Annotated in this window: 13 protein-coding genes, 1 pseudogene and 1 riboswitch; of the genes and pseudogenes, 9 read left to right on the top strand and 5 right to left on the bottom strand. The window is 68.8% G+C overall.

The features are described from left to right. Positions 1-106: 106 nt before the first annotated feature. A complete protein-coding gene (locus GR168_RS18995; RefSeq protein WP_137809958.1) occupies positions 107-1,132 on the bottom strand; it encodes an ABC transporter substrate-binding protein in 1,026 nt (341 codons plus the stop codon). Between the two features lie 170 nt (positions 1,133-1,302). Between GR168_RS18995 and GR168_RS18990 the strand changes: the two genes are divergently transcribed. From GR168_RS18990 to GR168_RS18980, 3 genes are read left to right on the top strand one after another with little or no spacing between them, the layout of a single operon-like run. Further along, positions 1,303-1,773: a hypothetical protein gene (locus tag GR168_RS18990; protein ID WP_137809957.1), complete on the top strand. Its 471-nt coding sequence runs from the start codon at positions 1,303-1,305 to the stop codon at positions 1,771-1,773. Next, positions 1,770-2,183 (top strand): rhodanese-like domain-containing protein, encoded by a 414-nt coding sequence (locus GR168_RS18985; protein ID WP_058249965.1) that lies wholly within the window; start codon positions 1,770-1,772, stop codon positions 2,181-2,183. The genes GR168_RS18990 and GR168_RS18985 overlap by 4 nt, the downstream gene beginning before the upstream one ends. Continuing rightward, complete coding sequence (locus GR168_RS18980) at positions 2,180-3,397, top strand: O-succinylhomoserine sulfhydrylase (RefSeq protein ID WP_137809956.1); 1,218 nt, start codon at positions 2,180-2,182, stop codon at positions 3,395-3,397. The genes GR168_RS18985 and GR168_RS18980 overlap by 4 nt, the downstream gene beginning before the upstream one ends. A gap of 83 nt (positions 3,398-3,480) precedes the next feature. On the opposite strand, the gene GR168_RS18975 is transcribed toward GR168_RS18980, so the two are convergent. Further along, on the bottom strand, positions 3,481-4,425 hold the full coding sequence (locus GR168_RS18975; protein WP_058249882.1) for an ERCC4 domain-containing protein: 945 nt from the start codon (positions 4,423-4,425) through the stop codon (positions 3,481-3,483). Between the two features lie 50 nt (positions 4,426-4,475). Then, on the bottom strand, positions 4,476-5,552 hold the full coding sequence (locus GR168_RS18970) for an isochorismate synthase (protein ID WP_137810002.1): 1,077 nt from the start codon (positions 5,550-5,552) through the stop codon (positions 4,476-4,478). A gap of 107 nt (positions 5,553-5,659) precedes the next feature. Further along, positions 5,660-5,773: riboswitch (SAM riboswitch) on the top strand. A gap of 73 nt (positions 5,774-5,846) precedes the next feature. Here GR168_RS18970 and GR168_RS18965 point away from each other — a divergent pair. Next, a pseudogene (locus GR168_RS18965) lies at positions 5,847-6,719 on the top strand (aminotransferase class V-fold PLP-dependent enzyme); the annotation flags it as partial. Further along, on the top strand, positions 6,716-7,216 hold the full coding sequence (locus GR168_RS18960; RefSeq protein ID WP_159371422.1) for a hypothetical protein: 501 nt from the start codon (positions 6,716-6,718) through the stop codon (positions 7,214-7,216). The pseudogene GR168_RS18965 and the gene GR168_RS18960, both read left to right, overlap by 4 nt. A 162-nt stretch (positions 7,217-7,378) precedes the next feature. Here the strand turns inward: GR168_RS18960 and GR168_RS18955 are convergent, their stop codons facing one another. Beyond that, positions 7,379-7,891 (bottom strand): inorganic diphosphatase, encoded by a 513-nt coding sequence (locus GR168_RS18955; RefSeq protein WP_058249886.1) that lies wholly within the window; start codon positions 7,889-7,891, stop codon positions 7,379-7,381. Between the two features lie 164 nt (positions 7,892-8,055). On the opposite strand from GR168_RS18955, the gene dacB reads away from it, so the two are divergent. The 3 genes from dacB to tilS are packed head-to-tail and all read left to right on the top strand — an operon-like array spanning position 8,056 to position 11,521. Beyond that, positions 8,056-9,459 (top strand): D-alanyl-D-alanine carboxypeptidase/D-alanyl-D-alanine-endopeptidase, encoded by a 1,404-nt coding sequence (gene dacB / locus GR168_RS18950; protein WP_078112648.1) that lies wholly within the window; start codon positions 8,056-8,058, stop codon positions 9,457-9,459. Beyond that, on the top strand, positions 9,456-10,586 hold the full coding sequence (locus GR168_RS18945) for a zinc-dependent metalloprotease (RefSeq protein ID WP_058249968.1): 1,131 nt from the start codon (positions 9,456-9,458) through the stop codon (positions 10,584-10,586). The genes dacB and GR168_RS18945 overlap by 4 nt, the downstream gene beginning before the upstream one ends. Beyond that, a complete protein-coding gene (tilS, locus tag GR168_RS18940) occupies positions 10,565-11,521 on the top strand; it encodes a tRNA lysidine(34) synthetase TilS (protein ID WP_058249887.1) in 957 nt (318 codons plus the stop codon). Before GR168_RS18945 ends, tilS begins: the two co-directional genes overlap by 22 nt. A 28-nt stretch (positions 11,522-11,549) precedes the next feature. Here tilS and GR168_RS18935 read toward each other — a convergent pair whose 3' ends face one another. Further along, positions 11,550-12,254, bottom strand: coding sequence for a glycine zipper family protein (locus GR168_RS18935; protein WP_159371421.1), 705 nt, complete (start codon positions 12,252-12,254; stop codon positions 11,550-11,552). 334 nt (positions 12,255-12,588) lie between these two features. Between GR168_RS18935 and hpt the strand changes: the two genes are divergently transcribed. Beyond that, positions 12,589-13,152 carry a hypoxanthine phosphoribosyltransferase gene (gene hpt, locus GR168_RS18930; RefSeq protein ID WP_159371420.1) on the top strand — a complete coding sequence of 188 codons (564 nt, stop codon included), beginning with the start codon at positions 12,589-12,591 and terminating at the stop codon, positions 13,150-13,152. Positions 13,153-13,227: the final 75 nt, after the last annotated feature.

The following is a 13,227-nucleotide window of genomic DNA, read 5'->3' as shown; positions in this document are numbered from 1 at the left end:
AAGGCCTATCCCTTCTACGGTAGGCGCTCGCTGTCCCCGACCAAAATCCGTCTGTGAGGTAACCCTCACCTGAACGGGTGATCGACCGCCGCGGTCCCGGGCCGGTTCACGACTTCGCCGCGGCGGCCGCGATCGGTCCGACGGCCTGCTCGGCGACCCACGGGATCGTCAGGACCGTCGGCACCGACATCGCGCTGCCGACCTCCTGGGGCAGATAGACGACCCGGCCCGACTGCGCGACCGCCAGCCGGTTGAACGCCGCGTTGGACTTGAGCTGGTCGTTGGACCCCTGCCAGTCGACGGCGACGACGACGTCGGCCGAGTCCAGCAGGTTCAGGCTCTCGGCCGGCAGGTCACCATAGAAACCGCTGGTCACCGAGGGTTGCAGCGCGGGCGGGAAGGTGAGTCCGTAACCGGTGAGGGTCTGTCCGCGCCCGTCGCCGGGGCCGTAGATCGACACGCCGCCGGTGGGGCTGGCGGTGACCACGACCGCCGTCTTCCCGGCCAGCTGCGGGTTCTGCTCCCGCACGTTCGCGAGGAACTGCTCGGTCTCGGTCACCTTGCGATCGGCGAGTTCGGGCAGGCCGACGGCGGTACCGATCTGGCGGGTCTGCGCGTCCCACGGCACCTGCCACGGCTGGAACTGGGCGGGCCGCAGGATCGTCGGGGCGGTCTTGCTCAGCAGATCGAACTGGTCGCGGGTGGGATCGGCGCCGACGGCGGTGATGAGGTCGGGCTCGGTGGCCAGCGCCTTGGGGATCTCATCGCCGAACGCGCCGGACGCGTTCGGCAGCACCACCGGGTCGGAGTCCGCAAGGAGTTCGGCGTTCCACGGCGCCGACGCCTGGTCGGGGTCGGCGAACGGGGCGATCGTGGTGGGGGTGACGCCGAGTGCGAGAAGGGTGTCGCCGTCACCCACGCCCATCGCGGCGACGCGCTTGGGTGCCTGGTCGACGGTCGCGGGGGCGTAGGCCTGCTGCACGGTGACCGGGATCGCGCCGGCCTCGGGCGCGGGGACCTGGGCCGTGCCGGAGTCGACCGTCTCGTCCGGCGGCGAACACGAGGTCACCACCAGGGCTGCCGCGAGCAGCCCGACGAGAAGGGTGAGTGAACGGTGGGTGGAAGCGCGCATCCGGGTCCTCGCTGGTCGTTGCGGTCGGCGACGTCGTTCGCCGCGGAACTTAGGGCCACCTTACGCAGGACGTGTTCGATGTCGACGTCGTTCGGCGCTCCGCCCGGTGCGTCCGGGCTCCGACGACGCCGGTCTCAACCGCCGCCGGGACGCTCGATAGACTGCCCGCCATGGCCGAAGCTGCAGGTGAGGGCGACCAGAAGCCCCCGTCGTGGAAGAACGCCTGGCCGTTCTTCGTCGCGGCCGGCGTCGTGGGAATCGTGGTGCTCGGCGTCGTGCTGTCGAATGTGACCCGTCCGGCCGAGGACCGGGCCGGCGACTCGGCTCAGGTCCAGTACGCGATCAACGACATCTACACCGCGCGCAACGGTCCGAACTTCGGCGAATACCGGGCGAACACCTGCGCGGCCGACGTCGAGGCGGCCGACTTCGTCTCCGAGGAACAGTTCCTCGCCGACAACCGGGAGTCGCTGCTCGCCAACGGTCACATCGAGATCCCGGAGATCACCGAGCTGGTGGTCGACGGTGACCGCGCGACTGCGAAGGTTCATTGGCACTATGACAAGACCCCCGATGACGTGAACGTCGTGGACACGATCGTGGTGCGCGAGAACGGCGAGTGGAAGGTGTGTTCCTCATGAGCTATGCCGGTGACCTGACCCCGCGCGAGGCGTGGGAGAAGCTCGAGAACAACCCGGATGCGGTGCTGGTCGACTGTCGCACGCAGGCGGAGTGGTCGTTCGTCGGCGTGCCCGACCTCGAGGTCCTGGGCAAGCGCGCGATCTTCGCCGAGTGGACCACCTTCCCCGAGGGGCGTCGCAACGACGACTTCGTGGCACAGCTGCGTGATTCCGGTGTCTCCGACGACCAGGAGGTCATCTTCATCTGCCGTTCGGGGCACCGGTCGATCGGCGCTGCGGAAGCCGCGACCGCCGACGGTATCGCGAAGGCATACAACGTGATCGACGGGTTCGAAGGCGCCCTCGACGAGAACGACCACCGCGGGACGTCGGGCTGGCGTGCCGAGAACCTGCCGTGGAGGCAATCGTGAGTTCTGATCTGCCCGTCAGTCGTGAACTGCCTGAAGGGCTCTCGGCTGACACGATCGCGGTTCGCGGCGGGCTGGCGCGTTCGGGTTTCCACGAGACGGCCGAGGCGCTCTATCTCACGAGCGGTTACGTCTACGACTCCGCCGAGGCCGCCGAGCGAGCCTTCACCGGCGAGGACGAACGATTTGTCTACTCGCGCTACGGAAATCCGACCGTCGAGATGTTCCAGGAGCGGTTGCGCCGGCTCGAGGGCGCGGAGGCGTGTTTCGCCACCGCGAGCGGCATGGCCGCGGTGTTCGTCGCGCTCGGTGCACTGTTGAAGGCCGGCGACCGTCTCGTCGCCGCCCGCAGCCTGTTCGGTTCCTGCTTCGTGGTCTGCAACGAGATCCTCCCGCGCTGGGGGATCGAGACCGAGTTCGTCGACGGTGAAGACCTCGAGCAGTGGGAGCGGGCCCTGTCCAAGCCCACCGACGCGGTGTTCTTCGAGACACCGTCGAACCCGATGCAGAGTCTCGTCGACGTCGTGAAGGTCTCGGAACTGGCGCACGCCGCGGGCGCACAGGTGGTGCTGGACAACGTCTTCGCCACCCCGCTGCTGCAGCGGGGTCTCGAACTCGGCGCCGACGTCATCGTGTACTCGGGCACCAAGCACATCGACGGCCAGGGGCGCGTCATGGGTGGCGCGGTACTCGGAACCAAGGAGTACGTCGACGGTCCGGTGCAGCAACTCATGCGACACACCGGTCCGGCACTCAGTCCGTTCAACGCCTGGACCCTCGTGAAGGGGCTGGAGACGATGCGTCTGCGCGTCGACGCCTCGGTGTCGTCGGCGCTGCGGATCGCCGAGTTCCTCGAGAGCGATCCGCGCGTGCGCTGGGTCAAATACCCCTTCCTGCAGTCACACCCGCAGTACGACTTGGCGAAGTCGCAGATGTCCGGCGGCGGCACGGTGGTGACCTTCGAGCTCAACGACCACGATGGCATCGACGGCAAGAAACGCGCCTTCGAGGTCCTCAACGGCCTGCGGATCGTCGACATCTCCAACAATCTCGGAGATTCGAAGTCGCTGATCACGCATCCGGCGACCACCACTCATCGTGCGATGGGTCCCGAGGGACGCGCGGCGATCGGTCTGAGTGACTCGGTGGTGCGGCTGTCGGTCGGCCTCGAAGGGGTCGACGACCTGTTGGGCGACCTGGACCACGCGCTGGGCTGAGGGTACGCGCTGACGTATTCCGTTGCGGCACAGCGCGAATCCGCCTCGGTGAGCGGGGCCGAGTCCCCGGAGGGTGGTGCCATTCAGTCGTTCCGGCGATCCCAGGCCGCTCGCACCGTACTCGGGATCCGTCCCTTGGAGGGCACCTCGATCCCTTGGGCGCGAGCCCACGCCCTGATCTCCGACGGTGTCGCCGGTGGACCGTGCAGGCCCTGCACGATGGGCTCGCTGCCGACGGTGAGCCGCCATTCGTGTAGCGCGGCACCGAGCCAGCGGTAGGTCCATTCCTCGGCGAGTTTGCGGTTGTCGCAAAAGACGATCGGCACGGTCGGAAACCGGACCTGCGCCTCGGCGACCGCCTCGGCCAGCGCGGCGCCGCTGACGTATTCGCGCGTGAACACCTTGCTGTATGAGGCTTCGACGACCACCGCGGCGCGTCGGAGTCCCGCGAGACCTGCCAACTGGTAGGTGAGAGTTCCCTTCATGAGACCGTTGCCGAGGTCGTCGATCGACTTGCGTTCGACGGCGGCGACCACCTGGTCGTCCTCGACGATCGCGTAATCGCCGGCATCGAGGCGGTGTCGAGTGGTGGTCGCCTGTTGATGACCGAAGGAGTAGGCGTACTTCTCGCCTGTGTCGACGACGATCTCGAGCGCCTGGCCGTGTGCCCGAGCCTTGGGAAGCGTGACGTTTGGACGCGCCTGCTTGGTGGTTTTGCGCGTCTGCCAGAAGATCATCTCGCGTCCGCGAGCCCGCGTGACGACGAACTGTGACCGATTCTCGCGAGCGCGGTCGAGCACCAGATCGATCGCCGCCCCGCGCCGCGTCACCGACCGAACCGGAAGACGTTCGACGATCTGCGGTGTGGTCGGCCATTCGTCGGCGCGATGACAATAGACCTTGCTGGTTCGCGGCCAGGTCTCCCTCACCTTCAAGACGATCCCGTCACTGCCGAGCGGAATCCGGACCAGAAAGGGCAGTGAGGAGCCCTGTTCCGGATTTCGGGCGATGATCAGGTCGTCGGGCATCATCGACGAGCGTAACGGGCGAAGATCGCGCGCGTCCGCAATTGATCCGCTCAGTCGAGTGCGGCGATGCCCAACGCGTTCAGGACCGTCCGCAGCTTGAACGCCGTCTCCTCGAGTTCGCCCTGCGGGTCGGAGTGTTCGACGATACCGCCGCCGGCCCACGTCCGGAGGCTGCGACGATCGGCCTCGAGTTCGAGGCACCGGATGGTGACCATCCACTCCCCGTCGCCGGCGGCGTCGCACCAGCCGACCGCCCCCGCATAGAAGCCGCGCTCACCCTCGACCTCGCGGATGATCTGCGCAGCAACATCACTCGGCGTGCCGCAGACCGCCGGGGTGGGGCCGAGCAGGAGTGCGAGATCGAGCGCAGTGGTCGCCGGGTCCCGAAGCCGCGCGCGGATCGGGGTGGCCAGATGCCAGACCTCCCCGGTCGACTGCAATTGCGGGGTCGACGGCGCGTCGACGTCGTCGCAGAGGTGTCCCAGCCGGTCTCGCAGGTGGTCGACGACGAAGGCGTGCTCGGCGAGATCCTTCGCCGAGGAGAACAATCCGTCGGCAGCGGCGCGGTCGACGACCGGGTCGGGTGACCGCGGCGCCGATCCCGCGTACGGGTGGCAGGTGACGACGGAACCCGACTTGCGCAGCAGCACTTCGGGACTCGCGCCCAACAGCCACGAACCCGAGCCGGTGGCCGCGCCGAGATCGACAATGAATGCGTTGTGTCCGGCATTGCCGCCCGCCAATGCGTCGAGAAGTCGCAGAGGCTCGACCTCGGCGTCGAGCACGATGTCGACGCTGCGGGCGAGGACAACCTTGCCGACGTCGCCGGCGACGATCCGCTTCACCGCGTGCGCGACCCGTTCGCGGTGCTCGTCGGCCGTGGGGTACAGGGTCGTCGACACCGGCGTGCGCGTCAGTGGCGGCCCGCCCGCCAGCGGCGCCGCGTCGACGTGCAGGACTTCGGGCACCACCAGCGCGGCGGGGTCGGCGAGGTCGAAGGGGATCGCGCCGGTCAGACCGTCGACGGTCCCGGCGCGCAGGGCGGCCGAGGCGGCGTCGACGTCGGTGAACGCACGGACCGCGCCCATGCCCCGCACGGTGCCGTGCGGGCGGGACAACACGAACACATCAGTCGCTGACACCCCTGACACGCTACAGGTAAGTGTGCCCTAACTTCCGATCACGTTGAGTGAAAATTGACACGTCCGCGCGAGATCGACGACCCTTGGTCGTAGGTCATGAGTGCCAGTGACAAGCCCCGGCTCGCTGGTCGGCAACCCTCCTTCGCGGTGGGGTGCTCCGGGTGACGACCCGGCCGCGTACCGACCGGACGCGGCAAGCGCGAATTGTCTGAGGAGTTTCCTGCCGTGACCGCTGTCCTGTCCGCACCCGCCGGTCGCCTGTCGCCCGCAGTCGACGTCCGCTTCGACGCCGCCCGGGAATCGGTGCGGCAGTTCGTCCGTGCGCGGGTCGACGACACCGTCGTCTTCACCCGCGATGCCGCCGTTGCCCTCGACCTCGCGGCGCGCATCACTCCCGGCGACGTCGTCGTCCTCGACGTCGGGCAGGGCGCCGACCTGCTGCGGTGGTGCTCACCACGGCAGGGGCGCGACCGGGCGCGGTTCGTCCCGGCCTGCGAGACCATCGAGGACACCTTGGTCGCGCTGGAGACCGAGCTCGCCTCGGCGCCGGCATCGCTCCTGGTCGTGGCCGCAGTATCGGACATCACCGGCGAGGTGCTGCCGATCGGCCGGCTCGCCTCGCTCGCGCACCGGTCCGGGGCCCGCATCCTGGTCGACGCCGCGCAACTCGTCGGGCACCGGCCCGTCTCCGTCGTCAGCCACGGCATCGACTACCTGGCGTTCGGTGCACCGGGTCGGAAGACGGACGGCGCCGGCGTCCTCATCGGCCGTCGTGACTGGTTCGACGCCGCCGACGTCGACGTCTCGCCCGACGCCGACGGCGTTTCCGGGGCGATCGCGGTCGCCGAGGCGTGTCGGGTGCTCGCCGATCTCGGACCCGAGACGATCGGGCTGCACGAACGCCGCCTCGCCGAACGTCTCGACGCCGGCCTGGCCGCGATCGGCGGCTTCACGCCGCTGCGGATCTTCACCGATTCCACGGACCGCGCGGGGATCGCGGGCTACACCGTCGACGGCCTCGCACCGCCGGCCGACAAGGTGCGCGCGAGTTTCGGAGCGGGCACCACCGTCGACGACATCGACCGGATTCTCGATGCCTTCCGGGCGCGAACCGAACAGACCGACCGAACTCGACCAGGGGTGAATAGATGACCATCGAACTCGACGCACGTGCTGACCGCGGCACCGTGATCGCCGCACCGACTGCCACCCCGACGGCCCCGATCAGCATCGGACGTCCGGGATTCCAGATCGCGCTCGCGGGAGACGATCTCGCACAGACGTTTCCGATCGTCGTGCGGCGTGAGACCCTCCGCGAGGCGCAGCGCGCCCGCTCCCTGCTGCGGGCCGGCAGCCACGATCAGGCCAAGTTCGTGGTCGCACTCGAGGTGGAGGTGGCCGTCGCCCCGGACGCCGCGTCGGCGCGCACGGCCGCTGCTGCGGCGGTGGACGCGTCGTCGGAGACGGGCTCGGGGACCATCCGCTACATCGGGACGACACACGGACTGATCACGCTGGTCCGCGACATCTACGCAGCCGAGGTCGCCGACGCCGTGATCCTCATCCCGATCGACGGCGCGGCCACCGAACGCCGCATCCGCGAACAGATCCTGCCGGTGCTCGCCGAGCAGCGGTACCGCGTGGCCTGACCCACTGCTGGTTGAGCCGGCACCGAGCGTAGCCGCCGGGCCGAGCAAGCGACGAAGGAGCGCGTGGAGGTCGAGGCGCCGAGTCGAAGCCACCTGGTGACCAGACAAGACCGCCGACACCATCTCGGATGATGGTGCCGGCGGTCTCGTGTGTGGGAGAGATCAGCCGCGCGAGGGCTCGTTGGCCGCGTCGGGGTGCGCAGCGAGGCGATCGATGGCCTCCTGTGCGATCTTCTCGGCCTGGTCGCGGCCGACCCACCCGCCCGGGTCGACCTCCTTGCCCGGCTCGAGGTCCTTGTAGTGCTCGAAGAAGTGGGCGATGGGTCCCAGCTCGTATTCGGACACGTCGGAGATGTCCTTGATGTGGTCCCAGCGCACGTCCTTGGCGGGGACGCAGAGCAGCTTGTCGTCGCCACCGGCCTCGTCGGTCATGGTGTACATGCCGACGACCCGTGCGCGCACGATGATGCCGGGGAACACCGACTCGGGGAGCAGGACCATCGCGTCGAGCGGGTCGCCGTCCTCACCGAGGGTGCCGTCGATGTAGCCGTAGTCGGCCGGGTAGCCCATCGAGGTGTACAGGTAGCGGTCGAGGTAGACCTTGCCCGTCTCGTGGTCGACCTCGTACTTGTTGCGGCCACCTTTGGGGATCTCGATGGTCACATCGAATTCCACAGTTCCTCCTGGCAGTCTTGATCGGGGATGCCGCGTCGGGCCGAAACGCCCGCACGCTGCCCCAACGATACTGTTGGTCCGGCGACCTCGATGTTCGTACCCCTCGTTGTGCGTATGTCCGGGCCGTTCCATCGACCGTCAACCGCGAGAGACCCGGAGGCTTTGTGGGCGCATCCACCCGAAACGGCGGTCGTTCCGGTCGGAGACTTCTGTGGTGGACGATCACCGCGGTGGTGATCCTGGCCCTCGTCGCGACGGCCTCGGTGGTCATCGCGCTCCGGCTCGACCGGGAACCCGAACTGCCGCCGGGGGTTCCCCCGCAGCCCGCCGCGATCGCCGTCGACCCCCGGATCGACCCGGTGGTCGCCTCCGCGCCGGAGCCCACGCCGAGCGGTGTGTCGCGGGCCATCGCGCCGGCACTGCGGGATCCGGCGCTCGGCGAACTCACCGGCATGATCAGCGACTCGCTGACCGGCACCGTCCTGTGGACCAGCAACCCCGAGCGTCCGCGGATCCCCGCGTCGAACGCCAAGGTCCTCTCGGCCGCGGCCGTCCTCGAAGCCGTGCCGCACGATCAGCGACTGACCACGACGGTGGTGGCCGGCAGCAACGGGCAGATCATCCTCCGAGGTGCGGGTGACCCGACCCTGTCCGCACAGCCCGCCGGCACCGACACCTTCTACACCGACCCCGGTCGCATCGCCGACCTCGCGCGGCAGATCGAGGACACCGAGATCCCGGTGACGTCGGTGGCAGTCGACCTGAGCGCGTTCTCGGGTCCGACGATGGACACCACCTGGGACCGCCGGGACATCCAGGGTGGCGACATCGCGCCGATCGAATCGCTGATGGTCGACGGCGCCCGGCTCGAACCGCTCGACGAGTACTCGCCGCGCACCGCGGAACCGGGCATCATGGCCGGCGAGGCGCTGGCCGCGGCTCTCGGCGTGGAGGGTCCCGTCACGGAGGTGACCGGTTCCGGCGCAGCCGCATCGGGGAACGACCGCGTCATCGCGAAGGTCCAGTCGGCGCCGCTGGTCACCCGGGTCAACGACATGCTGCGCTACAGCGACAACGTGCTCGCCGAGACCCTGGCCATCGAACTGTCGGTGCACCGGGGCGGGCCGCCCACGCACGCCGGCGGCGTGGAGGCGATCGAACAAGTCCTGTCGTCGATGTTCCCGGACCAGTGGGCGGGCACCACCCTGCACGATGCGTCGGGGATCTCCTACGCCAACCGCACCACGCCGGAACTGCTCGACGCCGTGATGACGGCCGCCAGCGGGCCCAGCCGGCCGGCGCTGCGCCCGATGCTCGACGGGCTGCCGATCGCCGGTGGCACCGGTACGCTCGCGGACCGGTTCGACGCCCCGGGCAACCCGGGCGCGGGCTGGGCACGCGCCAAGACCGGAACACTCACCGGGGTCAGTTCGTTGACCGGCATAGTGCAGACAGTCGACGGCCGCGTGCTGTCGTTCGCCCTGATGTCCGGCGGCACCTCGCCGGCGGACGCGCGACCCGCCCTCGACGCCGTGGTGGGTCAACTGAGAGAGTGCGGGTGCCGATGACCACTTCAGGAATCGCCGGATCGGACGTCACCGACGCCGGGATCACCGGAACCGGGACCACCGAGGTCGCCGAGACCGCCGACCGTCAACCGGGCATCGGGTCGCAGATCGACTGGTCGCTCGCGGCGTCGACCGCGAAACGTCTCACCCGTCCCGGTCCCAAGACCACGGCCTACACCTACGAGGCGGCCCGTACGGAACTGGCCGACGCCGCGACCCGGGCCGAAGCCCCGGTCCGTGAGGTCACCGGGCTCGCCGACGGCCTTCGCGTACCGACCACCCGGGTCCTCGACCGGGCCGGGTGGATCGACGCCGCATCCCGGTCGATGCGCTCGATGCTCGGCTCCGACGAGTCGATCGATGCGGGATCGCCCGGACTCGGGGCCCGATTCGGCGGCCTCCAGGCCGGCGGGTTGCTCGCCTTCCTCTCCACCGCGATCCTCGGCCAGTACGACCCGTTCACCCCCGACCCGGAGACCGGCGAACCGGGTGTGCTGATGGTGGTGACGCCGAACATCATCAACGTCGAACGTCAGCTCAAGGTGATCCCGTCGGACTTCCGCCTGTGGGTGTGCCTACACGAGGTCACCCACCGGGTGCAGTTCTCGGCCAACCCGTGGCTGCGCGACTACATGCAGGACAACGTGGCCGTGCTGACCTCCGACGCCGGCGAGTCCACCACCGAGATCGTCACGCGGATGACCAAGGCGCTCAAGGGCTCCGACGGTCCGCGCGAAAAGGGTGTGATCGGGGCGATGCAACTGCTGCAGAGCCCGGAGCAGCACGCCGCCTTCCAACGCATGATGGTCCTGGGCACGCTGCTCGAGGGTCACGCCGACCATGTCATGGACGCCGTGGGACCGGCGCATGTGCCGTCGGTGGCGAGCATCCGAGCCGCCTTCGACAAACGACGCACCGCACCCCAGAACCCGGTCCAGCGGCTCATCCGGGCGCTCATCGGGATGGACGCCAAGCTCGCGCAGTACATCCGCGGCAAGGCCTTCGTCGACGCGGTGGTCGAGGCCGTCGGGATGGAGCGGTTCAACGTCGTGTGGACCTCGCCGGACACGATGCCGCTGCCGAGCGAGATCGACGACCCGCAGGCATGGATTCAGCGGGTGTTGTGAGGCGGGCGGTCGCGGACTTCGCGGCCGCTCATCTCGCCGGGCCGGACGTCTGCGTGGGACTCTCCGGTGGAGCTGACTCGCTCGCGCTGACCGCCGGCGCGGTCGGTGCCGGACTCGACGTCACCGCGCTGATCGTCGATCACGGCCTCCAACCGGGTTCGACGCAGGTGGCCGCGGCGGCGGCGCGCACGGCGGAGTCCCTCGGTGCCCGCGTGCGAATTCTCCCGGTGCGGGTCGGGTGGCGGGGCGGTCTCGAGGCCGCCGCACGTGACGCGCGATATGCGGCGCTCGAGCAGGCCCGCGACGGCCGGCCGGTCCTGCTCGGCCACACCGCGGACGACCAGGCAGAGACCGTGCTGTTGGGACTGGCACGCGGATCCGGGTCCCGGTCGATCGCGGGTATGCGCCCGTGGAATCGACCCTGGGGCAGACCGTTCCTCGGGGTCCGGCGACATCAGACCCTGGCGGCCTGTACGGAGATGGGCCTCGAGCCCCACCACGACCCGCACAACCGCGATCCGCGTTTCACCCGGGTTCGTCTGCGGGCCGAGGTGCTACCGCTGCTCGACGACGTGCTCCAGGGGGGTGTCGTCGACGCGCTGGGTCGCACCGCCGACGGTTTGCGAGCAGACAACGACGCGCTCGACGAGTGGGCGGCCCGGGTCCTGGCCGAGGCCGGCCGCGGTGACGTACTGGAGATCGCCCCGCTGCGCGACGCGCCGCCCGCGGTCCGGACCCGTGCCCTGCGCGCCTGGCTGCTCGACGTCGGTGCGACCGAGCCGACCCATCGGGTCATCTCCGCGGTGGCGGCTCTGCTGGACCGGACCGGCGCCGCGGGCGACCGGACCCAGGTCGCCGTCGGCGGCGACCCCGCGGTCCGCCGCGTCGTCGTCCGCCGCGGCGAGACACTGACGGTCCGCCTCACCGAGAGGTGAGACGGACCGTCGAGGACAGACTCCGCGATCAGCGTCGCGGCGGAACGAACGGCGAGTTGATCGTCTGGAAGTAGTGGATCCCGGCCCCGATCAGGGTGCCCCCGCCGCCGAGGGCGAGGCCGACGATGCCGCCGATCGCAGCGGCCGGCGCGACGCCCACCAGGCAGCCCACCACCGCAGCGGCGAGTCCGATGACGCACCCGATGATTCCGCCGACGATTCCACCGACGATGGTCCCGACCAATGTCCCGATCGACGTTCCCGCGGCGAGCTGCGAACGGAAACGTTCGAGCGCCTGGTCGTCGCGCTCCTGGCGCGTTTGCGGCGCCGCGACATTGTGTCGGGCCGCCCCGCGTAATTGATCGACCGCGGTCGGATTGAGTGTCGTCGAACGTGCGACCTCACGGGACGGAATGAGGGTCACCTTGTTTCCCGTGGTCCGCGTGTCGATCGGGAACTGCCGATACTCGCTGCGATACATGAGCGGCATGCGAAAGAGTTCCGCGCCGGCGGTGTCCCGGATCGTCAGATTTCCGTTCGCCGTGCTGACCGACGCGTTGTGCACCGTGAGAGTGAGCGCCGAGGCATTCCACGACGCATCGTAGGTCGCGGCGGAGGCCCGCTGAGGTGCAGCTTCGGCGGTCGCGGCGAAGACGGTGACGACCGCGGTGACCAGGCAGAGAATTGCGCTGAAACGTATTTTGCGCAGGGGAGAACGCGAAGTGGGGAACACGAGCGCTCCTTCTTGTCCACACGGGGACAGGGCGTGAGAAGGGAGGGGAATTTCGAGGCCTGGTTACTCAGATCTCTGTTCTCGAGAATGTCAGACGCTTGATCCACTCCGAAACGCAACCACTCGGATTGGTGCCGGTGTGGCGACTTGTTATGCGACCGTTATCTGCACGGCAATTCGGCGAAATATCGATATGAAAGGGCGACAATGATTTGAGCAGGAATTTCTCGGAAAACCCCCAGGTGGACGGTCGGTCATTTCTTCGGCCTATGGCGACGACCCCGGTGCGGCCCCCGTTCATCGCGGTGCGGCCGAAACATGCGAAGCTGGGACCGTGCAGTTTGCCGATCCGTATGCCGCCGACATCGACGCTGTCCTGATCACCGAGGACGAGATCAAGGAGCGCACCGCCGAACTCGCCCAGTCCGTGGCGTCGCGCTACGCCGACATCGAAGAGGATCTGGTTCTCATCGGTGTCCTCAAGGGCGCGATCATGTTCATGACCGACTTCGCCCGGTCGCTTCCGATCCCGTCGCAGATGGAGTTCATGGCGGTCTCCAGTTACGGGTCGTCGACCTCGTCCTCGGGTGTGGTCCGCATCCTCAAGGACCTCGACCGCGACATCGAGGGACGCGACGTCCTGATCGTCGAGGACATCATCGACTCCGGTCTGACGCTGTCCTGGCTCATGAAGAATCTCGCCACACGGTCGCCACGCAGCCTGGAGGTGTGCGCCCTGCTGCGCAAGCCCGAGGCCGTGCGGTCCCCGGTCCGCGTCGCCGATGTCGGATTCGACATCCCCAACGAGTTCGTCGTCGGATACGGCCTCGACTACGCGGAGCGATACCGCGACCTTCCCTACATCGGACGACTGAAGCCGTCGGTGTACACGCACTGATCCATCGCCGGCGCATGACGCGGCGCCCGCGTGTCCGACCTGCGAGGGAACGGTTTCACCAGCGCGATCGTTGAC

The sequence above is a fragment of the Gordonia sp. JH63 genome, from assembly GCF_009856645.1.
GTDB lineage: Bacteria > Actinomycetota > Actinomycetes > Mycobacteriales > Mycobacteriaceae > Gordonia > Gordonia hongkongensis.
Note: the sequence above shows the minus strand (reverse complement) of the source record. Positions and strands in the feature narration are given on the sequence as shown.

Coding starts and splice junctions, on each gene's coding strand:
- GR168_RS18990 (WP_137809957.1), top strand. CDS start 1,303: ATGGCCGAAGCTGCAGGTGAGGGCGACCAGAAGCCCCCGTCGTGGAAG.
- GR168_RS18995 (WP_137809958.1), bottom strand. CDS start 1,132: ATGCGCGCTTCCACCCACCGTTCACTCACCCTTCTCGTCGGGCTGCTC.
- GR168_RS18960 (WP_159371422.1), top strand. CDS start 6,716: ATGACCATCGAACTCGACGCACGTGCTGACCGCGGCACCGTGATCGCC.
- GR168_RS18945 (WP_058249968.1), top strand. CDS start 9,456: ATGACCACTTCAGGAATCGCCGGATCGGACGTCACCGACGCCGGGATC.
- tilS (WP_058249887.1), top strand. CDS start 10,565: ATGGATTCAGCGGGTGTTGTGAGGCGGGCGGTCGCGGACTTCGCGGCC.
- GR168_RS18975 (WP_058249882.1), bottom strand. CDS start 4,425: ATGCCCGACGACCTGATCATCGCCCGAAATCCGGAACAGGGCTCCTCA.
- GR168_RS18985 (WP_058249965.1), top strand. CDS start 1,770: ATGAGCTATGCCGGTGACCTGACCCCGCGCGAGGCGTGGGAGAAGCTC.